The organism is Rahnella sp. PCH160, from assembly GCF_047784855.1.
Lineage (GTDB): Bacteria > Pseudomonadota > Gammaproteobacteria > Enterobacterales > Enterobacteriaceae > Rahnella.
In genome coordinates this window covers 244,576-263,132 of record NZ_JBLOGT010000002.1, presented here as the reverse complement: position 1 = coordinate 263,132, position 18,557 = coordinate 244,576, and the positions used below count along the sequence as shown (strand labels likewise).

Genomic DNA, 18,557 nt, shown 5'->3' with positions numbered 1-18,557 from the left:
TCGCTTACTTATTTTCGGTATAAATTAATGATTTCATTTTCTCTTCGATGCCTTTAACTTTTAAATTAGCATCGGAAAGGATTTTGCTTTTCGTTTTACTAAGTTCTGCCACCTCTCCATTTTCTAAATCAATTTGTGGGATGTCTAGAGTGACTTCCTTTGTACCAACTAACGTATATTCACTGCCTATTGACGATAAATCAGAACCCGAGAACAAAATTGAATATTCATCATTCCATTCTTCTTTATAAGCCATGATAAAGATCGTCCGCGTAGCCATTAGCGGCAGTTTGGTTTGCATAAAAGCCCCATTAAGCTCTATAATTGCGGCGTCCAGTGGTGGAAGCCATTGGTCATACCTCGCTGAGTTCGGTTTGGTCGCCGAACTCGCCACCTCCAGGGTGTAAAGCTGGTAGAACTGCCCGCCACGTGCGGGCTTTTTTACGTCTGGAGACTGCCCTTATCGCCGGATGGCGGGCCACTACTTCAGACCTCACGAGCCCCAGTTATTGAGATGAGCCCTACCAACGCCACGAAGGCAAGGCGCATCGCAATAAGGCCAGCTATCAGCGCCGAGCCATACTGCGCAAAAGTGATGCCAGCAATAAATCAGCAATTGAGATTCTTGTGCTGCGGTCAAATACCGGCTCTTCAGGCAAACCATGGGCATGCGCAAATGCCGCCTTTACCGCATGTTCCTCACAGCAATATTCACCAAGAGTTTTGCCATCAGCTGTCACGATAGATGGTGCATATTCTTTAGAAAAAGCCTCGACTAAATACCCGATAACTTTTTCTTTAGTAGACAGGACTCTAATCCCGTTGAAAATTTCCGTGGCTGTAATATGTGCTTCGATAATCATTGGTCATTCCTCGCATAGTTTATAAATGTTTTTTACTTGCCTAAATCCATCTAGAACAGACGCGTTAAATGTGTCTGATTCCTGACATTTCCAAATCAACGTTAATTTCACTGAAATAAATACCAGAATCTATTAAGTCTTTAATGGCTTCTTTTAAATCATCCTCATCGAGTTCGGATTCTTGCAATTCAGAGCGGGTTAGGATTACTTTTATTTGCATATTTAAAACCTAAGTAATTAAAGCCTTAAATAAGGGATGCTGAATAGAACACCCCCACCCAGAATAAAACACAGGCCGCAACAACCAAAATTAATACCTTTCCGCGATAGCTCATATATCCTCCGGTGTGATTAATTGTTGTGGTGGCTTTTAGCCGGTTACGCTCCGGCGTCGTTTTTACGACCGTTCTTTTCACGAGGCAAACCCATCCAACCACTTGCCACCACAACTGAAAGAGCACTGCGACTTTAAGATCTACGCGAGTTACTCCGCGCACATCGTCCGTTCAACAACAATGCTCTTGCATGTTGTGCCCTGATTCGCAGGGCACGCGGCAGTTACTTTGGAAGCAGACCAGCAATAACGCGCTCAGCCGTTTGTTCTGCATCAATGATGATTTTCAACTGAGCTTGAAGCCTTTCAAATTCTTCCTGAAGCAACGGATACAATTTGTCTCGAGGGAGTTGAATTCGAATTTCCGTGCGATCGTATTCATAGATATAAAGCGCCCGGCCCGCATCCGCCTCTTCCATTACGCGCTCAACTTTCTTACACACTTCGATCAGGCTTCTCTTCTTATCCAGCATTTCAGTGATTGTCATTGCTACCTCTTCTCTGGTTTTTGAAACTGCCATCGGTCATACCTCGCGTTCTTTCCCGCCGTCAGAACTTTTACCCCGAGGCTGCTGTGCCGTCGATGGAATGACTATAAACTCACTAAAAGTGTAAGTCAACACGTTAAATGTGTAAATTTTGACATAAAAAAACCCGCAAAAATGTACGGGCCTTTTAGTGCTGCACACCTCTGGCTTGATTGGTGGTCTCGCCTTGGCGTTACTCAATGTGATTTACTTCCCTTAACGTTTCTCATGTTACTCAAGGGGGCAAATTTTACAATAGGGAAAAGTCAAATTGTTTTATTGAATATTTTTTTAATTTGCATAATAATCACGCGCGTTAAGGAAGAAGTAAAAGTCACAAATCAGCCTGAGTGCTTAATATTTAGTTAACAACTTAAATATTGGGAACATTGGTCATTCCTCGCGGCACTTAAAATCCTAGCTGAGGCTGGTACCTTCAGTGCCTTGGCTCGAGGCGTGATTTACTTCCCTTAACGCTGGAGATCGGTTGCGGATAGGTAATTCAAAGGCAATGCGCTGATATCACGCTTCCTTCTGGGGAGGCAAACGGATGATTAATCTTTTATCAGCTTTAATTGTGATATTAGACTTCATCGTCGCAGTGATGCGATTGATTGGTTTGTATTTAAAATAAATCAATGACGTACCTAAGGCCGGAGGATTACCACCCTCCGGCCTTTAACATTTTCAGAATCCACTATCAATTCCCTCAAAGTCTATCAGGCTTTATGCCCTTTCTGGGCTTCTAACCAACGTGCAACTGTCTTATCCATCGTTTCTTTCTTGTCCTTCATTTCCTTAAGCATTATCTCCTGATCTTCCTCAGGAAAAGCACTAAAGACCTTGATTAGATCCAGCTGCTTAGGGCTTATCTTCATTGTTTCTGGCGTTATGATTTGATCGTTATCCTCTGGTGGGAGCATAAACCAGTAAATAGGATGCCCTGTAATTTCAGATAGTTTGTCTAAATTATCGGGGTTTGGGCTCACCTTACCACTCGCCCAGCGTTGAACGGTTTGCTGTGAAACGCCCAATCTTCTCCCCAGCTCAGCCTGACCCCACCCGGTATCACCCAGGAGTTTTTTAATTCTATACGCGGTCACTTCAAGGGTTTTCATTTTCATAGTGAACATTTTACCCAAAATAGTTGTAACTTTCTCCACACGAAAAATGAGTTTTACAAACACGGAAAATGTGTATACTGAGGGCGTCAACTTAAGAGGTTTCTATGAACAAGAACGTTAAAAAGAAAATAGCAAATCGCCTTTCTCAGAAGGAAATTGCTAGCCAGATGAAAACCAAGCAGCAGAACGTTTCCCGTTGGCTGAATGGCAGAATCCCCGCCGAACGAGTAATTCCATTTTGTACATTGCTCAATTGGGAAATCACACCGTTTGAGCTTCGCCCCGATCTTCACCCAACGCCATTAAGTGGGATTCCAGAAGGGGTGATTATTCCATTAAAACAGGAGGGTATCTGATTTATGGAAATCAAACACAACCACATCAGAGACGCGCTTCGCAACTGGGCAAGTGAAGTCTCGCAAAGCCAGGTAGCAATAAAAATAACGAAAGCGTATTTCGATCTCGGTCTGCATTCACCTGCATTACAGCTCGTCGAACACGACGACGGCACCGTCGATTACGCCGCACTCCACAACAACAAGCAGCAGATCTTCCGTTGGCTTGATAGCGACCGCCCGCGCGCAGTTCAGAACATTCAGCAGCTACTAGCGGCGATCCTTGTCGCGCTGCCTGCTGAGCTGCGTGCAAGCCTCATTGCCGGTAACTCAGTCGAGTATCTGGCTACGCAGGCCATGAAAGCCAACCAGAAGCTGATCAGTTCGGTTCTGCTGCGGGCTCCGCTTTCTGATTTTGATTCGGATTGTGATGCCTGGGAGAGGGCGTATGCGTCGCTGCAACAGAGCGTACGCGGTTTATTGCATTAAAGACGAGGTATGACCAATGGCCAAATTTTCAAGAGAACAGATCCAGCAGCAGATTAACGCGCATTTCGTTCGTGAGGGTGTCGAGAAGGGTGTTGCCATGACGCTGGCAATGCGTGGCGCTGATCACTATTGCGATTCAGCGAACGCGACAGTAGTCAGCAGCATCGCGCATGCAAAAACGTTCCTGAAGTCCACCAAGCGGATCAAAGGCGCGCCGGATATCAAACGTAATCAGGGGAGGGCGCGCCGATGAAAAAATTATCGTACGCGAATAAGCGGTTTCATTACGGAGCGATGCCGGTCACTAAGCCATTCATGCGGGTGCTGGTGCGTCAAATCGCAAAAGAACGCGAAGAAATACAGTCTGAGCGCCTGAGTAAAGCCTTTGGAATAGTTGCTAAACAGCTGGGTTGGTAGATATGGCTGCACTCCCGTACATGCAGCTTTATGTCGCTGATTACCTTGCTGACACGCCGCATCTGACTACTGAGGAGCACGGTGCTTACCTGCTCCTAATGTTCAACTACTGGCAGACGGGGAGGCCATTACCAAAATCTCGGCTGGCGGGTATTGCCAAGTTAAGTAACGAGCGTTGGACGGACGTTGAACGGACGTTGAACGAGTTCTTTTTGGATACCGGTTCTGAGTGGGTTCATGAGCGAATTGAGCGCGATTTGCAGGCTGTAAAAGGCGCTCAATCACAAAGAAGCACGGCAGGGAAAAAATCGGCAGAGGTTAGGGCTGCAAAAAAATCACTTAAAAATCAAAGTGAATTTAACGACCGTTCAACGACCGTTCAACGGGATTCCAGCGACCGTTCAACGAATATAGATACAGATACAGATACAGATACAGATACAGATAAAGAACTAAAAGATAAAACCCTTTTGTCGGGTGCTGGAAAAGACCAGCCCCCTACGAAGAAAAACGCGGCGGGTTCTTACCCTGAAGAATTTGAAACCCTCTGGGGCGAATACCCGAAACGCGAAGGTGCAAATCCGAAAAACAAAGCCCACTCCTGCTGGAAAGCCCGAAAGCTGGAAGGGGTGAGCGAGGAGGCAATGCTCGAAGGGACGCAGCGATATCGGCAGTACTGCGAAATGCGCGGTCAGGCCGGTACCGAATACGTGATGCAGGCACAGCGGTTTTACGGCAAAGAGCGTGCCTTTGAAAACGACTGGCAGGTAAACACCGGGGGATTGAATCATGCAAAAAACATCGCAAGCACCATCGGCAACAGCGGCGAATCAATTGCCGAGCGGCAATTACGATCTGGTCGCGAACAATGGGCCAGAGAGCGTGGACTCACCGGCGTGGCGCCTGTGGGAGCTGATGATCAAAATCTACAGTACCCGATGGATAGCGAAGAATGGCAATCGTCCCTCGGATCTCTGGGAGAAACAGATCGGGGCTATGAAGAGTGACCAGATCACTCGAGTCTGTAACGCCTGCATTGAGCGCTGTGAAGCTGGCAGTACGTGGCCCCCAGACTTCGCTGAGTTTATCGCGCTGGTCGCTGAGGTAGGCGGCGGACTGGTCGGGCTTACGGTTCGCGATGTTATCGCCGAGTACAAGCGCTGGAAATCCGAATCATGGCGATATGGCACATCCGAGCAATTCCCTTGGCGCCACCCTGTTTTGTATCACATCTGCGTCGAAATGCGCCGCGAAGGCGTAGAACGCCGACTGACTCAGCCTGAAATGGACAAACTAGCCGCGGTGAAGCTGGCGCGCTGGGAGAAAAAATTAGCCTCAGGATTTTCGGTACCACCAATTCGCCGACAAATTGCCGCACCGAAAACGCCAGCGGGCCCGACACCGGCCATGCAGATGGCGGCGGGGAAACGCTATGTCGAATGAGTACGAACCAGACGATGACGCCTCACGGCCAGTCGAGCTGGATGAAGACCTGGAATGCCAACTGCTGCAAACGCCAGCCGGGCGCCAGATGTTAGCGAAGTCAAAAATGTTAAATAGCGAGGAATGACCAATGAGAACCACTCCTGAAACAAATAATTATATCCGTGAGGTTCGGCCCCTGCAGGATGACGGTTGTGATTACACAGCAACCTTCATCGATGGCTGGAACAGCGCAGCGAGGGCACGCAGCCGTGTACCGGCAACACCGGCAGTAAAACCAATGCCGGTGACCGAAGCCGCAAAGGCAAGTGGCGTGGTTGTGAAAATTGGCAACCGAATTTCATACGGCAAGCGCGTCACGATGGGGATCTATCAGCTCCACCTGTCAGGAAAAACGGACAGGGAAATTGCTCGGGCACTTTGCATGTCAGAGGATTCAGTAAACCACCTGCTCAAGCGCGGAACACCGGCCCGTAAATCTCTCTACATGAAGTGCGCAGCCGCGCCTTTGCCGACCGAATCAGAAATCATGCGTCACCTGGCGGCGGAGAGCAAAGCATGAAAAATCTAACCCTCGAAAAAGCACAGGAACTACTCGAATTCTTGAAAGGTAAAGCCGCTGACGGCGACATAACGATGTCGCAGGAAAACTACCTGCAGGCGATGGAACTGGCGGTAATGGTCTTGGCGGCAAAGCCGCTCGGTGCAATGTGCGAAGACGGTTCGGCTATTTGCTTTTTTGATAACCGTGAAGTTCAAGTTCAAAAAGTTATGCATTGGATTGGGTGCTGGCCTTTTTATCTATACAGCACACCACCGGTACAGACAGTTTCTTTCTACCGTGACGGGATAATTGCCGCCGCAAATTGGGTTGATCAGTCGCGGGAAGCGTTTGAGTGCGAGAGCGGGCAATTCGATCCCGACACCGGCTCTTTTGAATTCAGCAATGACGCAGACAGGGAGTATTCAAGCATCCTTTTCGATGTGGCCGAGGGAATTAGGGAACTACACCCAAACGCGGTACCTGACACTATTCAGAAGCCTTTCAAAGACGTTTCCCTGAATGACGTCGTACCTGTCGGTAATGACTATTTCCGTGTCCGGTACATCACCCGCCACGGAGACAGCACAACCCTGCATCTGCAACGCGAAGCCGAAAAACTCCACCCACTCAGACAAAACGATGTGATCCAACTGTCCGTTGAAAACGTGGTGCCGTTAACTATTTCCGTTAAGGCCAGTTAGTAATGGCCAGCGGAAAAGAGTACTGGGATGGTCGGCAGGTTACCTGCCGTTGCCCAGCTTATGAATTTCCGCACCGGTTCAGCGGTGGCCGGTGCAACGGCTACCACATGGCGAAAACCTGTTTCGATAACCGCCTCGGGTGCCAGAACTGCACCTGCCTGCACTCCGGCGGCTGCGACGTTGTGAACGAAACAGAGAGCCCAGCAGAATGCCAGTTCGTACTGGATTTCTGCTCAGAATATCAAATTGATTTACGGCGGTAATTTATGAAAGAACGTCCAATTTTATTCAACGCTGAAATGGTTAAGGCCATTCTCAGCGGTCGCAAGACGCAGACTCGTCGCGTAATTCGTGATCAGCCATTCGATAGAAGCCAGTATCGCCATGACCATCAGATTGAAATCGTGTCAGGTCGTGCTGATCTCGGTGATGAGATTGACGGGTTACTCGCATATAGCAAAAGTTCAGGTGGTGAATGGCATGCAAAATGCCCACTTGGTCAGCCTGGCGATCAGCTTTGGGTGCGTGAGGCATTCGCCTCAGGCGCTGATTTTGGCGAATCAGATGTGGGTTATTTTTACCGTGCTACGGATCCCGGTTGGGACGATAACGATACCGGTGCGCGCTGGCGGCCATCTATCCACATGCCTCGCGCGGCATCACGTATTGACCTGCTGATCACCGGCGTTCGCGTTGAGCGTCTTAATGATATTAGCGAGCAGGACGCGAGAGCTGAAGGGATCATCGATGGTGGATGCCTAAATTGCGGCGAGCCAGAACCATGCGTTTGCTCTTCTCCTAAGCCTGATGCGACAGAATCTTTCGCTGCGCTTTGGCAATCAATTTATGGGGAAAAAAACTGGTTCATCAACCCGTGGGTCTGGGTGATCGAATTCGAACATCTGCGCGCTGGGAGGAAGGGATGAGCAGGCTACTGCAAGAGCTCAAAGTGGTTGCGGTCGTGCAATTCAACAAAGAAGAGGCTCTGGTTTTCAACCGTCCGGTTAGCTTCACGTATGAGCTTGCCGGGAAAGATTACGTCGGTACTGATGGCCCCCTCACCAATTACCTTTACTTCGAAAGAGCAGGTGGATATTTCAAGGCCTTCGCTGGTAGCGAGTTGACACTGAACATGAAGGATGGCTCGGTGCAAAAAATCAAAGACCATTGGTGGCACGGAACGAAGAAAGACCAGATCGACATCGCCGTTGGTGACGTTGACTCACTGAAGAAATGCTACGTCTTCAGCTCTGCATCCGTTAGCAAATCAGAATTCCAGGCTTTAAGAGACACATACGAAGGCTGCATTTATCCGTACTGGGATTACGAAAAAGTAATCAAGTTCGATGATATGCGCAAAAGTTTGTACAGAAGCGTTTTCCACGGTGAGAAGAGAATTAAAGCGCTGATCGGGGAAGTGAAGAAAAAGCACTTGGCTATGAAGGAGCAACCTCATGACTGATACAACCAAACAAGAGTTAAAAGCGTTTTCCGTTCAGGCTGACGAGTACGGCTGCATTGTTTTCGCTAAGTCTGGAATTGTTGCTCGCCGCCAAGGTGCGAATGAGCTGGATACAGAATTCAGCATGATCGAATCCTGCCGCCGCGTACCAGCGCTTGATAAATATGCAGGCATAAAAGGTGGCGTGCCGTGGAAGGTTTTGGTCGAAGAGCATGATTGGTCTCAAGAATGCCCATATTGCTGCCGCCGTGTATCCAATGATGAACCGGATAGAGTCTGGAACGATACTGGCTCTCAAGTATATTGCAACGTTGAATGTCAGGCTAGACAGGAAGATGTAGAGCGCACGTGGACTGCCGAGGCTCTTGCAAAATCAAGCAACCAGCGCAACAAGGAGGCTGTATGACTGATACAACAGATATCAAGGCGCTGCTTGGCAATTTGAAGTTTTACGCCGGTGAGGCGTCGTGCCACCCAGACCCAAATTACTACCTTGAGTTTGAGAAGCTTTGCACACCTACGAACATTCTCACCGTGATCGGGGTGCTCGAAGCAGAACGCCAGCGGGCTGATAAGGCTCAGACTGATATGCAGTTTGAATGTGATGCACACATCGAAACTGCGGAATCATGGCGAGAATGGAAACTGCGGGCGGTCACAGCGGAGGCAGAACTCGCAGCGCTGAAAGCCAAGCTGGCTAATCCAGTGGTGCTGCCGCCGCGTAAAAATGCCAGTTACTACGTTGACGAAGAATTTACCAATGCGGATCTGGCTGCAATTTACAACACTGCACGCCTTGAACTCAGTGTGAAAATCCAAAATTCCGGATTTACGGTTAAGGGGGAGTGATGGCCTTGACCAAAAAACAGCGTGCTCAGTTGCGGGAAAAGTTCGGTGGAAAATGCGCATATTGCGGATGTGAATTACCGGAGAGGGGCTGGCACGCCGACCATGTTCAGGCTGTCATCAGAAAACTGGAATTTAGCGGTAGGCAGCCAAATGGAATGCGGAAAATTGTAGCCACCGGCGAGCACTTTAGGCCTGAAAATGACACGCATGAAAATCTATTCCCTGCATGCGCCCCATGCAATCTATTTAAAGCATCGTTCGACCTCGAATGCTTCAGGGAGCAGATCGCTCAGCAGGCAGAAAGAGCGCGTTTGTATAGCGTCAATTTCCGCACAGCAGAAAGGTTTGGGCAAGTACAGCTGACTGCATCACCGATAGTTTTCTGGTTCGAAAAATACGCAGAGGTAAAACCATGAACAAACTGAGCATTGAAGAACTGAAACTGATGCGTGATTTACAGGAAAACGTAGAAAATCACGCAATGGCAGAAGCACTCGACGAGCTAATCTCCATTCGTGAGCTGAAAGGCGATCAGGTGCCGGTGGCCCAGATAGTGATATCGAAGAACTGGCCGGACGTAGGTCGCAAGGTTATCGATTACTACCTTGAAAAAATACAACACCTACCGGCAGGAACGGAGCTATTCACCGCCCCGCAAAAGCCGGTCGTGTTGCTAAATAAGATTACCCAATCCGATGCACCAGAAGTAGCGGAGATTTCTGCGCAAGTTGAAAGGCTAGGATTAAAAGGTGCCTATGGTGCATATGCAGCCGGATGGAACGCAGCAATCGAGGCCTCTGGCGGCATCGTGAAGGATGGTGCGTGATATGGCCCCGAACTGGCTACAGCAGCGGTTCCAGTACTGGAAATACTGGAGAGGATTCGAACAGGCCTACTACAAAATTAAGGCTGAGGTGAACAATGGCTAAATCCGCAGCAGAGCGCAAAGCCGAGCAGCCTTATCCGCATCACTCTAATCAGCAGTAAGCAACCATTTTAAGGCCATCAATTAGGTGGCCTTTTTCTTATTTTTGCCACTCCGTTTGTAACAAAACCCAAATTGAACTTGAAAAAACCGCCCTTAAAAATTACTGTGTTTATATACAGTACCGATTACTGGCCCTGACACTCAGAAAGCCGATCCGTGTTGGTTACATCCTGCGCAGATATGGCTACCTCGGGATCCGAAATGTCTTAAAAAGAGGTAGCAATGATAAATCACTTAATAATCAATGGGGTTAAATTTACGCTCCCCGAAAGTGGGCGAGTGCTTCTTCAGATGACCGGTGGTGACATAGCAGACGCAGAAATACTCAGAGATGACCAGCACGTCCAATCCCTCCAGGCATTTTTAGAGATTGCCGAGTTTGCAGGATACAAGGTAATTCCTCCTGAAAATGATTAACCAAAATCAATAAGTCACGGTATAATTCTATGGTCAGCCTGAACAACTGACACCCCGTTTTCTGCTGTGCCATTACTCGCGAAGAGGTGAGAAATGGCGCAATTAGCATTTATCAAAGCACCCAACGACACTCTGATACCCGCCGACCCGGATACCAGAGATTTCGTGCATTCAAAAATCAAGCTCGGCGATGTGATCACGTCTGAGTTTAAAAAATCACGTAACCCGAAATTCCACCGCCTTTACTTCTCCCTCCTAAATCTGGGTTTTGAATACTGGACACCGACAGGCGGCGCGATATCGCCGGAAGAAAAATTCCTCATTCGAGGCTACGTTAATCATCTGGCTGAATTCGCCGGGCATGGCGAAACGCTCAATTCGCTGGCGATCGGATACCTCAACAAAGTGCGTGCTCAGCGTGCAGACCGGGTGACGTTGATCAAGTCGTTCGACGCGTTCCGCCGCTGGACCACGATTGAATCGGGTTTCTACACCGAACTGGTCATGCCAAACGGCGTTATTGCGAAAGAGCCCGTATCCATTTCATTCGCAAAAATGGATGAGACTGAATTCGCAGAACTGTACAAAGCCACGCTAAATACCCTCTGGACGTGGATCCTCAATAAAACCTTCAGCACCCCTGAAGCCGCCGAGAATGCTGCAAGCCAGCTAATGAGCTATGCCGCATGAGCAAATTAACCAAAGCAGCGCGCGGGCGCGAATGCCAAATCCGGATTGTTGGCGTATGTAACGGAAACTCCGAAACCACGGTGCTGGCGCATTACCGTCTGGCGGGAACATGCGGTACGGGCTGCAAGCCACACGATGAACAGGCCGCGTGGGCGTGCAGTGCATGCCACGACATCTGCGACGGGCGAAAAAAATCAGAGTGGGATTACGATACTTTGCGGCTCTGGCACGCCGAGGGCGTAATGCGTACACAGCAGATTTTGAGAGATGAGGGGATCATTAAATGAATACGCAGCTGCTGCAATATGCGCGAATCGAACTGACCACGGCATTAATGGATCTCTCCGGAGGAACAAAAGGGCAGCTCGAGGCATTCAGTGAACACCCACCGGCCGATAAAAATCACTACCCTCGCCAGCATATCCATAAAGTGCAACTGGAAGGGAATAAGCAGGTTCGCTCAGAGCGCGGGCCGACGTACATCCTCGAAACTCGCAGCCGCATCCGGCCATCGCCGCCAATGAAGGAATTTGAATTTGCCTCATGCGCCTGGCGCCGCGCTGTCAACACTCTACCTGTTCATCAGAACTCATGGATCCGCTATTGCTATGGGTTTGACCTGAAATTCGATCACCAGAAAAATATCTGCGAGGCCGTGTGGCTCTCGTATCAGAAAAACCTGCCCGTCGGGCTGCTGGATAAGACAAAGAAACGCCTGATCTCCCTCGTCTGGCTGGCGGTTCAGGATGTGGCAGCAAAGAATAAAAACGAGTCTTATAAAGAGTACGCTGGCGCGGCGCTGGCAACTCTGATGGAGATCTCCCGCTCAACATGGTGTGAGGTCTATAGCCCGCACTGGAAAGTGCTTAAAATGGCTGTTTCGGAGTTGGATAACGATTCATTAATTCAAGTAATAAGCATTAAAGAAAGAAGCATTTTCGAAGAAGTTATAGAGTAGTTCTTGCAAAACCGAACAAATTGAGCGATATTTAAGGCTAATTTGATATTTTGTCAAAATTGTATGAACCCGCCTATGTGCGGGTTTTGTCGTTTCTGGAGGGTAGTAAAATGCACCAGTAAACGGTTAGACCGCAGGCGTAAGCCAATGCAGCAGTAATGATGCTGCCCCGAGACCAATAATGGGGCCAGCTTTGCACCTGGTCAGGGTAAATAAAAAAGAGGCACCGTTAGAGCTTGCGAGAGCCAATCGCAAAACGGTTACAGCCAGATGCGTGACTCAAGGGCATGAGCGCGGCCACTGCGAAAAGTGGCAAAAATTTTAGGGCTGCGCATTTGCGTGGCCTTTTTTTATTTTCTACGACTACGCACCCAACCGGACGACCGGAGGTGGAGACTATGAGAATGGATAAAATCACGACCGGAATTGCCTACGGGGCGGCTGGTTCCAATACAGGCTTCTGGTTGTATAGCCTGTTGAATTCATTCAGCCCCGAGCAGTGGACGGCTATAGGCGTATTGGGAGGGTTATTCTTCGCCCTAATCACGTGTCTGGTTAATGTCGGATTCAAAATCTGGGATCGAAAACACAACATGGTGCGTCGCGACGAGGACTGAGTATGGCAAACCTGAAAACAAAACTCAGTGCTGCCGTGCTGGCGCTGATTACCGCTGGCGCCTCAGCTCCGGTGATGATGGCTCAGTTCCAGAAAGAAAAAGAGGGAACCAGCCTGATTGCTTACCAGGATCGGGGCGGTGTCTGGACAATCTGTGGCGGCGTGACGTACGTGAACGGCAAGCCTGTACTCCAAGGCATGAAATTGACGCGGGCACAGTGCGATGCCATCGACACAGCCGAGCAGGCCAAAGCGCTGGCGTGGGTTGAGAAAAATATTCATATCCCGCTGACCACACCCCAGAAAGTCGGTATAGCGTCATTCTGCCCATGGAACATCGGGCCGGCTAAATGCTTCCCCTCGATGTTCTACCGCAAAATTAATGCCGGTGATCGCCTCGGTGCGTGTGCAGAGATTAAACGCTGGATCTGGGACGGCGGGAAAGACTGCCGAATTCGCTCGAATAACTGTGCGGGTCAGGTCATTAGGCGTGATCAGGAAAGCGAACTGACATGCTGGGGGATCGGACAATGAACTGGCTCCGAGTTGCCTTGACTGCATTCGCAGCCGGTTTTATCTCGCTGATGATATTTTTGGCATTTCATTTTTACGGAAAATCCGTAGAGGCAAAAGGGCAGGTGAGTCAGCTTCAGTCTGATAACGCGCTCCAGTCTGAAACCATTTCAACCCAGGCGCTTAATTTCCAGCGTGCAAATCAGATTGCCGGCGCCGCGCAGCTGTATGCGGTGCAAATCGTCGGGAAGAGCCAGGAGAGAGAAATTGAATACCGAACAATTATCAAGCGTGATCCGGCCAGCGGCAAGTGTGTTGATTCTGCTGTTGCTGACCGCCTGCTCGAGTACACGAACAGTCTACGTGCCAGCGCAATGCACACCGATACCGGCCAGCCTGCTGCAAAAAGTAGCGCCGCCACTTCCACCGGCTGCAGATTGACGTACGGGCAGGCTGTTTACTGGATTGACCCTTTGCTTACGGCGATTGACCAGCTAAATAATCAGCTCGACGGTATTAAACAGACTGAGGGGACCCGGCAGAAATGATACATCCGATGCCAATGCATATAGATGAAATAAGCCTTTCCGGAAAATTTAAATTCCGACGGCAGCCATTAACGGGCGTCGCGATATTGCAGGTACAGGTCGTTCAGCGACACTGGCGGCGACCATCGACCGGCTGCCCGGCAGTCGATAGGGAGTTAAACATCTGGCGAGACGCGACTATGGAAGAGGCATATTCAATCCAGATGAAAAGTAACCTCGAAGAGGCTCGACAGAAATGATTAAGCGCCTATGGGCAAGCATTAAAGCCTTTTTCTACACACCAGTCGTAGCGACTGAATCCCAACCGAAGGAAAACACCGTGAAATTAGCACTCGTTTCTATCATCACCAGCGCGCTGGCAAATGGCGTATATGCAAATAAAGTTCAGGCAACCCTCACCGATGCTACTGGCGCTATCTTGCCGAGTGCAGTGGTGAATTTCACGGCGGATAATGGCGCCACCGTCACCCCCACCAGCGCACTGACTGACGCGAACGGTCAGATCACAGTAAGTCTGGTCAGTTCAACTGTTGGTCCAGCAACACTGACAGCAACGGCAGCCGACGGCACCACGGAAAGCATTCAGGTTTATTTTGTCGCAGTTCTCACAACGACAACAGCCATTCTTGATGCAGCACAATCCTCAGTTGGGACGAACACCAGCGCTTTAATTTCACCTCAAGACAGTGCCGATGAATCAGCACTATCTCCACTGGCCACCATGAAGGCTGATTTCGACAAAGTGGTTGCATTCATCGAGCACGGTATCGAAGTGCTGGGTAAAGACGCAGAAGCCGATCTGGTTGCTCTGAAAAATAAATTCCTTTTATAAAATTCTGCAAAAGGCATTCACTGAGTGCCTTTGACAGAATAAACGTAATGAATCCACAGCCTGCATTATCGAGTTTGCCGGGGATCATAGTTAAACAACCAGCAGGATATTCTAAATGGCACGTCTCAACGTACAAATCATTGAACCCCGCAACGCTGACGTAAACGCTGTTCTGGCAGAAATTGAGCGCAAATATCGCGGCAAGGTGGCAACGTCAGAAACCATCGCTGATATGGAGCGTGATGCTGCGAGACTTATTCGCCGGCTGATAACCACTAAAGTGACGTTCGTTAAATAAACTCCGGAGGGGGTATGACAAATCCCGAGGAAAGCGGCCTTGAACGTGATTTCTGCGCCGGACAACTTTCCCTTCGTGATTTGGCTGCTATTTACGGCATCACTGAGGGTGCGATAAGAAAGCGCGCCAAAAAACACGGATGGGTACGCAGCGAAAAAAACGGTACGCAAAAAGGTACGCAGGTACGCAAAAACGGTACGCAAAAAAAAAGTGTGCGTACCACGGAAAAGCGCGCCACTTCTGACGACTCGCAAAAGAACGCAGCGGGGAAAAGTCAGTCTCTTGAAAATACGAAACGGAACAGCCGGAGTGGAAATCCGTCGCCACTTAATCAATTCACTGAGAGCAACACTGTCGCGCTAAAGCATGGTGGCTACGCCCGCCGCCTATTGCTGAGCGATGAAGTGACCGAGGATGCAAAGGCGCTGACACTCAACGACGAACTCTTTCGCCTGCGCGCCAGCAACTTGGTCGCTGCGGAGAATATCGGACGCTGGAAAACTCAGCTGGAAGACGCGGAGCCCGACAAGATAAAAGGGTTGCTGGAAAAAATCAGCTCAGCTGACAAAGCCATGATGCGCAATACCGTTAGAATTGAATCGATAGAGGGCACCACCGCAACAATCAAAAAAGTATTTGCCGATACAAATTATCGTGTCATCGCGGCGGAGAAAGTAGGACTCGAAGTCGATCGCCTCAAACTTGAACTCGGTGATCCGAATAATGACGCCTCTGGCGGTCTGGATGATTTCTATGCTGACAACCCAACGCCCGTCCCTGAATCCGGCACTCAGGCCGTTCTGGACAACCAAGGCGAGGAATAAGGTTCTTTACGGTGGACGCGCCTCCAGTAAGTCGTGGGATGCCGCCGGATTCGCAATTTATCTCGCAGATAAGTACAGGCTGCGTTTCCTCTGCACTCGTCAGATCCAGAATAAAATCGATGAGTCTGTTTATGCCCTGCTGAAAATACAGATTGAACGTTTTGGCCTTCGCCATCGCTTCCGCATTCTCGATAACAAAATTATTAACCGCTTTACTGGCAGTGAATTCATGTTTTACGGACTGTGGCGACACGTCAGTGAAATTAAGTCACTGGAGAGCATTGACGTGCTCTGGAATGAAGAGGCGCACAGCATTACCGAGGCGCAGTGGGAAATCCTTGAGCCGACAATTCGTAAAGAAGGATCGGAATGCTGGTTCATATTCAACCCAACGCTCGTTACGGACTTTGTTTGGCGGAATTTTGTCGTTAATCCACCAGAAAACACCATCGTCAGGAAGATTAATTTCGAAGAAAACCCATTCCTGAGCAATACCATGAAAACCGTCATTGCCGTGGCGAAACAGCGTGATCCGGAAGTTTTCGAGCACGTATATCTTGGCGTTCCGCGCACCGATGATGATCAGGCGATCATTAAGCTCTCATGGGTTGAAGCTGCGATTGATGCGCATAAGAAGCTGGGGTTCGACCCAAGCGGACGAAAACGCATTGGTTTCGATGTGGCAGATAGCGGGGCGGATAAGTGCGCCAACGTTTACCGTTATGGCTCTGTAGCTTTCTGGGCTGAAGAATGGAAAGCAAAAGAAGACGAGTTGATGAAGAGCTGTAAACGCACCTATCAGGCTGCGATTGAACGTGGTGCAGAGGTGGTTTACGACTCAATCGGCGTTGGTGCTTCATCTGGTTCTAAGTTTGCCGAGATCAACGAGGAGAGGCAGAAAGAGAACCCGCATAACGCTCAAACCGTCTCCTACACGAAATTCAATGCGGGTGCCGGTGTACATGAGCCTGATGAGGATTATCAGCCAGGCATCACCAATAAAGACTTCTTTGCTGACTTGAAGGCTCAGTCATGGTGGCTGGTGGCTGACAGGCTTCGTAATACTTATAACGCCGTGAAGAATGGCGAAAAACACCCTGTTGACCAGTTGCTTAGCATAGACAGCGAATGCCCTTTTCTGGACAAGCTTAAATATGAGCTTTCTACCCCGAAGCGTGACTTCGACAACAACGGTCGCGTGAAGGTGGAGAGCAAAAAAGACTTAGCCAAGCGTGACGTGCCATCACCAAACATCGCTGACGCATTCATTATGGCGTTCGCACCTACTGACACCGCCATGGATGTCTGGGAAAAACTCGGGGGTTAACCGTGGCGAAAAAAATACCACGGGTCGCAACAGCAGACTCGTATGACAATTTCATCGCCAAAGTGGGGATGCAGCAGCAGAACCAGCATTCGGCGTCAACTTACCGCGCCAACTTTACCAGTCGCAACCGCCTTCTGATTGAATGGGCTTATCGCTCATCATGGATCATCGGCGCAGCAGTGGATGCAATAGCCGACGATATGACAAAAAAAGGCGTGCGCATTACGTCTGAGATTGACCCGAAACACCGGGGAATACTCGAGGCTGAATTCGAAGAGTTGCGAATCTGGGATTCCCTGAACGACACACTGAAATGGTCGCGGCTCTACGGCGGCGCGGTGGCACTCATCCTGATTGACGGACAGGCTCCATTGACCCCACTGAACATGGAGAAGGTCGGGAAGGATAGCTTCAAAGGCCTTCTCGTCCTCGACCGCTGGATGCTCAACCCAAATTTCGGCCGCCGCATCAAAGTACTCGGCCCCGATTTGGGTAAGCCTGAGTTTTACGACATCGTCACCACGGCTCAAGGTCTACCTGCGTGGACAGTACACCACAGTCGCCTGATTAGATTCGATGGCGTGACGCTGCCATATCAGCAGGCGATGACAGAAAACGGCTGGGGAATGTCCATCGTTGAACGCATTTTTGACCGTCTTACCTCCTACGACAGCACCAGCGTAGGCGCTGCCCAGTTAGCGTATAAAGCCCATTTGCGCACAATGAAAATCAAAAAGCTACGCGAAATCATTGCGATGGGCGGCAAGCCATTTGAAGCTCTCACCAAAAATATGGAGATGGTGCGGCAGTTTCAGACCAATGAGGGACTGACGCTGATTGATGGTGAAGATGAATTCGAAACCCATTCGTACTCGTTTGCAGGCCTGGCCGATCTGCTGTCTGAGTTCAAGGAGGAAATCTCAGGGGCAACTGGTATTCCGTTAGAGCGACTCTTCGGGCAATCGCCGAAGGGATTTTCAAACGGGGATTCCTCACTATCGAATTATTATGATTCGGTCGGAACTCAGCAGGAGCGCCGAATGCGGCAGCCGGTACGCATGCTGTTCGACATCATCCACCGTTCACAATTCGGTAAGCCACTTCCTGATGACTTCACATTCGAGTTCAACCCGCTGTGGCAGATGAGCGACGTTGACCGGTCTACTGTGGCCACCAACATGGCGACGGCCATCGCGACACTTAATGACCGCAATTTATTGTCGGTAAAAGCTGCGATGAACGATATCCGTGAGCTAGCAGATGTGACAGGCATTGGCGCTTCTATCACTGATGAGGATATTAAAAATGCCGAAGACGCCCCGCCGCCAACAGCAAAAGACATCGGAACTGGCGGCGCATCCGAAGACGATAGAGAGACGGTACCAGACAAGCCTACGGGCGATAGCGCGCGAAGTGGGAAAGATAATCCACGATGGTTACGATGGTTCAAATGATTCC

The 18,557-nt window shown here is 49.6% G+C and carries 32 protein-coding genes; 27 read left to right on the top strand and 5 right to left on the bottom strand.

Annotated elements, in window-relative coordinates; genetic code table 11:
• Positions 1 to 4: 4 nt before the first annotated feature.
• From ACM5QY_RS24035 to ACM5QY_RS24015, 5 genes are all read right to left on the bottom strand, one after another.
• Entirely contained in the window at positions 5 to 301 is a 297-nt protein-coding gene (locus tag ACM5QY_RS24035) for a hypothetical protein (RefSeq protein WP_416123176.1), read from the bottom strand.
• Positions 302 to 566: 265 nt separating this feature from the next.
• Positions 567 to 863, bottom strand: coding sequence for a hypothetical protein (locus ACM5QY_RS24030; RefSeq protein WP_416123175.1), 297 nt, complete (start codon positions 861 to 863; stop codon positions 567 to 569).
• Positions 864 to 927: 64 nt separating this feature from the next.
• The gene (locus tag ACM5QY_RS24025) at positions 928 to 1,083 is read right to left on the bottom strand and encodes a hypothetical protein (protein ID WP_416123174.1); all 156 of its coding nucleotides are present in this window, start codon (positions 1,081 to 1,083) and stop codon (positions 928 to 930) included.
• A gap of 338 nt (positions 1,084 to 1,421) precedes the next feature.
• Positions 1,422 to 1,718, bottom strand: a complete 297-nt coding sequence (locus ACM5QY_RS24020) for a hypothetical protein (RefSeq protein WP_416123173.1) — start codon at positions 1,716 to 1,718, stop codon at positions 1,422 to 1,424.
• A gap of 725 nt (positions 1,719 to 2,443) precedes the next feature.
• Positions 2,444 to 2,842: a helix-turn-helix domain-containing protein gene (locus ACM5QY_RS24015; protein WP_416123418.1), complete on the bottom strand. Its 399-nt coding sequence runs from the start codon at positions 2,840 to 2,842 to the stop codon at positions 2,444 to 2,446.
• 110 nt (positions 2,843 to 2,952) lie between these two features.
• Here ACM5QY_RS24015 and ACM5QY_RS24010 point away from each other — a divergent pair, with 110 nt between their 5' ends.
• From ACM5QY_RS24010 to ACM5QY_RS23880, 27 genes are all read left to right on the top strand, one after another.
• Positions 2,953 to 3,204: a transcriptional regulator gene (locus ACM5QY_RS24010; RefSeq protein ID WP_416123172.1), complete on the top strand. Its 252-nt coding sequence runs from the start codon at positions 2,953 to 2,955 to the stop codon at positions 3,202 to 3,204.
• A gap of 3 nt (positions 3,205 to 3,207) precedes the next feature.
• Complete coding sequence (locus ACM5QY_RS24005) at positions 3,208 to 3,672, top strand: toxin YdaT family protein (RefSeq protein WP_416123171.1); 465 nt, start codon at positions 3,208 to 3,210, stop codon at positions 3,670 to 3,672.
• Positions 3,673 to 3,688: 16 nt separating this feature from the next.
• Complete coding sequence (locus ACM5QY_RS24000) at positions 3,689 to 3,925, top strand: cell envelope biogenesis protein OmpA (protein WP_416123170.1); 237 nt, start codon at positions 3,689 to 3,691, stop codon at positions 3,923 to 3,925.
• Positions 3,922 to 4,089 carry a hypothetical protein gene (locus tag ACM5QY_RS23995; RefSeq protein WP_416123169.1) on the top strand — a complete coding sequence of 56 codons (168 nt, stop codon included), beginning with the start codon at positions 3,922 to 3,924 and terminating at the stop codon, positions 4,087 to 4,089. The genes ACM5QY_RS24000 and ACM5QY_RS23995 overlap by 4 nt, the downstream gene beginning before the upstream one ends.
• Before the next feature lie 2 nt (positions 4,090 to 4,091).
• On the top strand, positions 4,092 to 5,096 hold the full coding sequence (locus ACM5QY_RS23990; RefSeq protein ID WP_416123168.1) for a YdaU family protein: 1,005 nt from the start codon (positions 4,092 to 4,094) through the stop codon (positions 5,094 to 5,096).
• Complete coding sequence (locus ACM5QY_RS23985; RefSeq protein WP_416123167.1) at positions 5,086 to 5,532, top strand: replication protein P; 447 nt, start codon at positions 5,086 to 5,088, stop codon at positions 5,530 to 5,532. The genes ACM5QY_RS23990 and ACM5QY_RS23985 overlap by 11 nt, the downstream gene beginning before the upstream one ends.
• On the top strand, positions 5,522 to 5,659 hold the full coding sequence (locus ACM5QY_RS23980) for a hypothetical protein (RefSeq protein ID WP_416123166.1): 138 nt from the start codon (positions 5,522 to 5,524) through the stop codon (positions 5,657 to 5,659). The genes ACM5QY_RS23985 and ACM5QY_RS23980 overlap by 11 nt, the downstream gene beginning before the upstream one ends.
• A gap of 3 nt (positions 5,660 to 5,662) precedes the next feature.
• Complete coding sequence (locus tag ACM5QY_RS23975) at positions 5,663 to 6,094, top strand: hypothetical protein (protein WP_416123165.1); 432 nt, start codon at positions 5,663 to 5,665, stop codon at positions 6,092 to 6,094.
• On the top strand, positions 6,091 to 6,777 hold the full coding sequence (locus tag ACM5QY_RS23970) for a hypothetical protein (RefSeq protein ID WP_416123164.1): 687 nt from the start codon (positions 6,091 to 6,093) through the stop codon (positions 6,775 to 6,777). Before ACM5QY_RS23975 ends, ACM5QY_RS23970 begins: the two co-directional genes overlap by 4 nt.
• A 266-nt stretch (positions 6,778 to 7,043) precedes the next feature.
• Positions 7,044 to 7,703, top strand: a complete 660-nt coding sequence (locus ACM5QY_RS23965) for a hypothetical protein (RefSeq protein WP_416123163.1) — start codon at positions 7,044 to 7,046, stop codon at positions 7,701 to 7,703.
• Positions 7,700 to 8,239, top strand: coding sequence for a hypothetical protein (locus tag ACM5QY_RS23960; RefSeq protein ID WP_416123162.1), 540 nt, complete (start codon positions 7,700 to 7,702; stop codon positions 8,237 to 8,239). Before ACM5QY_RS23965 ends, ACM5QY_RS23960 begins: the two co-directional genes overlap by 4 nt.
• Positions 8,232 to 8,645: a hypothetical protein gene (locus tag ACM5QY_RS23955; RefSeq protein WP_416123161.1), complete on the top strand. Its 414-nt coding sequence runs from the start codon at positions 8,232 to 8,234 to the stop codon at positions 8,643 to 8,645. Before ACM5QY_RS23960 ends, ACM5QY_RS23955 begins: the two co-directional genes overlap by 8 nt.
• Positions 8,642 to 9,088 (top strand): hypothetical protein, encoded by a 447-nt coding sequence (locus ACM5QY_RS23950; RefSeq protein WP_416123160.1) that lies wholly within the window; start codon positions 8,642 to 8,644, stop codon positions 9,086 to 9,088. Before ACM5QY_RS23955 ends, ACM5QY_RS23950 begins: the two co-directional genes overlap by 4 nt.
• Positions 9,088 to 9,504: an HNH endonuclease gene (locus ACM5QY_RS23945; RefSeq protein WP_416123159.1), complete on the top strand. Its 417-nt coding sequence runs from the start codon at positions 9,088 to 9,090 to the stop codon at positions 9,502 to 9,504. The genes ACM5QY_RS23950 and ACM5QY_RS23945 overlap by 1 nt, the downstream gene beginning before the upstream one ends.
• On the top strand, positions 9,501 to 9,914 hold the full coding sequence (locus ACM5QY_RS23940; RefSeq protein WP_416123158.1) for a hypothetical protein: 414 nt from the start codon (positions 9,501 to 9,503) through the stop codon (positions 9,912 to 9,914). The genes ACM5QY_RS23945 and ACM5QY_RS23940 overlap by 4 nt, the downstream gene beginning before the upstream one ends.
• A gap of 384 nt (positions 9,915 to 10,298) precedes the next feature.
• Positions 10,299 to 10,493: a hypothetical protein gene (locus tag ACM5QY_RS23935; protein ID WP_217139204.1), complete on the top strand. Its 195-nt coding sequence runs from the start codon at positions 10,299 to 10,301 to the stop codon at positions 10,491 to 10,493.
• A 93-nt stretch (positions 10,494 to 10,586) separates the two neighbouring features.
• Positions 10,587 to 11,183, top strand: a complete 597-nt coding sequence (locus ACM5QY_RS23930; RefSeq protein WP_416123157.1) for a DUF1367 family protein — start codon at positions 10,587 to 10,589, stop codon at positions 11,181 to 11,183.
• Positions 11,180 to 11,470, top strand: coding sequence for a DUF1364 domain-containing protein (locus ACM5QY_RS23925; protein WP_416123156.1), 291 nt, complete (start codon positions 11,180 to 11,182; stop codon positions 11,468 to 11,470). Before ACM5QY_RS23930 ends, ACM5QY_RS23925 begins: the two co-directional genes overlap by 4 nt.
• Positions 11,467 to 12,141: a bacteriophage antitermination protein Q gene (locus tag ACM5QY_RS23920; protein ID WP_416123155.1), complete on the top strand. Its 675-nt coding sequence runs from the start codon at positions 11,467 to 11,469 to the stop codon at positions 12,139 to 12,141. The genes ACM5QY_RS23925 and ACM5QY_RS23920 overlap by 4 nt, the downstream gene beginning before the upstream one ends.
• A 398-nt stretch (positions 12,142 to 12,539) precedes the next feature.
• Entirely contained in the window at positions 12,540 to 12,758 is a 219-nt protein-coding gene (locus ACM5QY_RS23915; protein ID WP_416123154.1) for a class II holin family protein, read from the top strand.
• A gap of 2 nt (positions 12,759 to 12,760) precedes the next feature.
• The gene (locus ACM5QY_RS23910) at positions 12,761 to 13,291 is read left to right on the top strand and encodes a lysozyme (protein ID WP_416123153.1); all 531 of its coding nucleotides are present in this window, start codon (positions 12,761 to 12,763) and stop codon (positions 13,289 to 13,291) included.
• Positions 13,288 to 13,818: a hypothetical protein gene (locus ACM5QY_RS23905; protein ID WP_416123152.1), complete on the top strand. Its 531-nt coding sequence runs from the start codon at positions 13,288 to 13,290 to the stop codon at positions 13,816 to 13,818. Before ACM5QY_RS23910 ends, ACM5QY_RS23905 begins: the two co-directional genes overlap by 4 nt.
• Before the next feature lie 319 nt (positions 13,819 to 14,137).
• Positions 14,138 to 14,650, top strand: coding sequence for an Ig-like domain-containing protein (locus tag ACM5QY_RS23900; RefSeq protein ID WP_416123151.1), 513 nt, complete (start codon positions 14,138 to 14,140; stop codon positions 14,648 to 14,650).
• A gap of 115 nt (positions 14,651 to 14,765) precedes the next feature.
• Positions 14,766 to 14,948, top strand: a complete 183-nt coding sequence (locus tag ACM5QY_RS23895) for a hypothetical protein (protein ID WP_416123150.1) — start codon at positions 14,766 to 14,768, stop codon at positions 14,946 to 14,948.
• Between the two features lie 14 nt (positions 14,949 to 14,962).
• Entirely contained in the window at positions 14,963 to 15,772 is an 810-nt protein-coding gene (locus tag ACM5QY_RS23890; RefSeq protein ID WP_416123149.1) for a hypothetical protein, read from the top strand.
• Positions 15,702 to 17,099, top strand: coding sequence for a PBSX family phage terminase large subunit (locus ACM5QY_RS23885; protein ID WP_416123148.1), 1,398 nt, complete (start codon positions 15,702 to 15,704; stop codon positions 17,097 to 17,099). Before ACM5QY_RS23890 ends, ACM5QY_RS23885 begins: the two co-directional genes overlap by 71 nt.
• A 2-nt stretch (positions 17,100 to 17,101) precedes the next feature.
• Entirely contained in the window at positions 17,102 to 18,553 is a 1,452-nt protein-coding gene (locus tag ACM5QY_RS23880) for a DUF1073 domain-containing protein (RefSeq protein WP_416123147.1), read from the top strand.
• Positions 18,554 to 18,557: the final 4 nt, after the last annotated feature.

What these genes read in the sequence shown, in the direction of transcription:
- ACM5QY_RS24035 (WP_416123176.1), bottom strand. Translation starts at nt 301, where the DNA reads ATGCAAACCAAACTGCCGCTAATGGCTACGCGGACGATCTTTATCATG.
- ACM5QY_RS24030 (WP_416123175.1), bottom strand. Translation starts at nt 863, where the DNA reads ATGATTATCGAAGCACATATTACAGCCACGGAAATTTTCAACGGGATT.
- ACM5QY_RS24025 (WP_416123174.1), bottom strand. Translation starts at nt 1,083, where the DNA reads ATGCAAATAAAAGTAATCCTAACCCGCTCTGAATTGCAAGAATCCGAA.
- ACM5QY_RS24020 (WP_416123173.1), bottom strand. Translation starts at nt 1,718, where the DNA reads ATGGCAGTTTCAAAAACCAGAGAAGAGGTAGCAATGACAATCACTGAA.
- ACM5QY_RS24015 (WP_416123418.1), bottom strand. Translation starts at nt 2,842, where the DNA reads ATGAAAACCCTTGAAGTGACCGCGTATAGAATTAAAAAACTCCTGGGT.
- ACM5QY_RS24010 (WP_416123172.1), top strand. Translation starts at nt 2,953, where the DNA reads ATGAACAAGAACGTTAAAAAGAAAATAGCAAATCGCCTTTCTCAGAAG.
- ACM5QY_RS24005 (WP_416123171.1), top strand. Translation starts at nt 3,208, where the DNA reads ATGGAAATCAAACACAACCACATCAGAGACGCGCTTCGCAACTGGGCA.
- ACM5QY_RS24000 (WP_416123170.1), top strand. Translation starts at nt 3,689, where the DNA reads ATGGCCAAATTTTCAAGAGAACAGATCCAGCAGCAGATTAACGCGCAT.
- ACM5QY_RS23995 (WP_416123169.1), top strand. Translation starts at nt 3,922, where the DNA reads ATGAAAAAATTATCGTACGCGAATAAGCGGTTTCATTACGGAGCGATG.
- ACM5QY_RS23990 (WP_416123168.1), top strand. Translation starts at nt 4,092, where the DNA reads ATGGCTGCACTCCCGTACATGCAGCTTTATGTCGCTGATTACCTTGCT.
- ACM5QY_RS23985 (WP_416123167.1), top strand. Translation starts at nt 5,086, where the DNA reads ATGAAGAGTGACCAGATCACTCGAGTCTGTAACGCCTGCATTGAGCGC.
- ACM5QY_RS23980 (WP_416123166.1), top strand. Translation starts at nt 5,522, where the DNA reads ATGTCGAATGAGTACGAACCAGACGATGACGCCTCACGGCCAGTCGAG.
- ACM5QY_RS23975 (WP_416123165.1), top strand. Translation starts at nt 5,663, where the DNA reads ATGAGAACCACTCCTGAAACAAATAATTATATCCGTGAGGTTCGGCCC.
- ACM5QY_RS23970 (WP_416123164.1), top strand. Translation starts at nt 6,091, where the DNA reads ATGAAAAATCTAACCCTCGAAAAAGCACAGGAACTACTCGAATTCTTG.
- ACM5QY_RS23965 (WP_416123163.1), top strand. Translation starts at nt 7,044, where the DNA reads ATGAAAGAACGTCCAATTTTATTCAACGCTGAAATGGTTAAGGCCATT.
- ACM5QY_RS23960 (WP_416123162.1), top strand. Translation starts at nt 7,700, where the DNA reads ATGAGCAGGCTACTGCAAGAGCTCAAAGTGGTTGCGGTCGTGCAATTC.
- ACM5QY_RS23955 (WP_416123161.1), top strand. Translation starts at nt 8,232, where the DNA reads ATGACTGATACAACCAAACAAGAGTTAAAAGCGTTTTCCGTTCAGGCT.
- ACM5QY_RS23950 (WP_416123160.1), top strand. Translation starts at nt 8,642, where the DNA reads ATGACTGATACAACAGATATCAAGGCGCTGCTTGGCAATTTGAAGTTT.
- ACM5QY_RS23945 (WP_416123159.1), top strand. Translation starts at nt 9,088, where the DNA reads ATGGCCTTGACCAAAAAACAGCGTGCTCAGTTGCGGGAAAAGTTCGGT.
- ACM5QY_RS23940 (WP_416123158.1), top strand. Translation starts at nt 9,501, where the DNA reads ATGAACAAACTGAGCATTGAAGAACTGAAACTGATGCGTGATTTACAG.
- ACM5QY_RS23935 (WP_217139204.1), top strand. Translation starts at nt 10,299, where the DNA reads ATGATAAATCACTTAATAATCAATGGGGTTAAATTTACGCTCCCCGAA.
- ACM5QY_RS23930 (WP_416123157.1), top strand. Translation starts at nt 10,587, where the DNA reads ATGGCGCAATTAGCATTTATCAAAGCACCCAACGACACTCTGATACCC.
- ACM5QY_RS23925 (WP_416123156.1), top strand. Translation starts at nt 11,180, where the DNA reads ATGAGCAAATTAACCAAAGCAGCGCGCGGGCGCGAATGCCAAATCCGG.
- ACM5QY_RS23920 (WP_416123155.1), top strand. Translation starts at nt 11,467, where the DNA reads ATGAATACGCAGCTGCTGCAATATGCGCGAATCGAACTGACCACGGCA.
- ACM5QY_RS23915 (WP_416123154.1), top strand. Translation starts at nt 12,540, where the DNA reads ATGAGAATGGATAAAATCACGACCGGAATTGCCTACGGGGCGGCTGGT.
- ACM5QY_RS23910 (WP_416123153.1), top strand. Translation starts at nt 12,761, where the DNA reads ATGGCAAACCTGAAAACAAAACTCAGTGCTGCCGTGCTGGCGCTGATT.
- ACM5QY_RS23905 (WP_416123152.1), top strand. Translation starts at nt 13,288, where the DNA reads ATGAACTGGCTCCGAGTTGCCTTGACTGCATTCGCAGCCGGTTTTATC.
- ACM5QY_RS23895 (WP_416123150.1), top strand. Translation starts at nt 14,766, where the DNA reads ATGGCACGTCTCAACGTACAAATCATTGAACCCCGCAACGCTGACGTA.
- ACM5QY_RS23890 (WP_416123149.1), top strand. Translation starts at nt 14,963, where the DNA reads ATGACAAATCCCGAGGAAAGCGGCCTTGAACGTGATTTCTGCGCCGGA.
- ACM5QY_RS23885 (WP_416123148.1), top strand. Translation starts at nt 15,702, where the DNA reads ATGCTGACAACCCAACGCCCGTCCCTGAATCCGGCACTCAGGCCGTTC.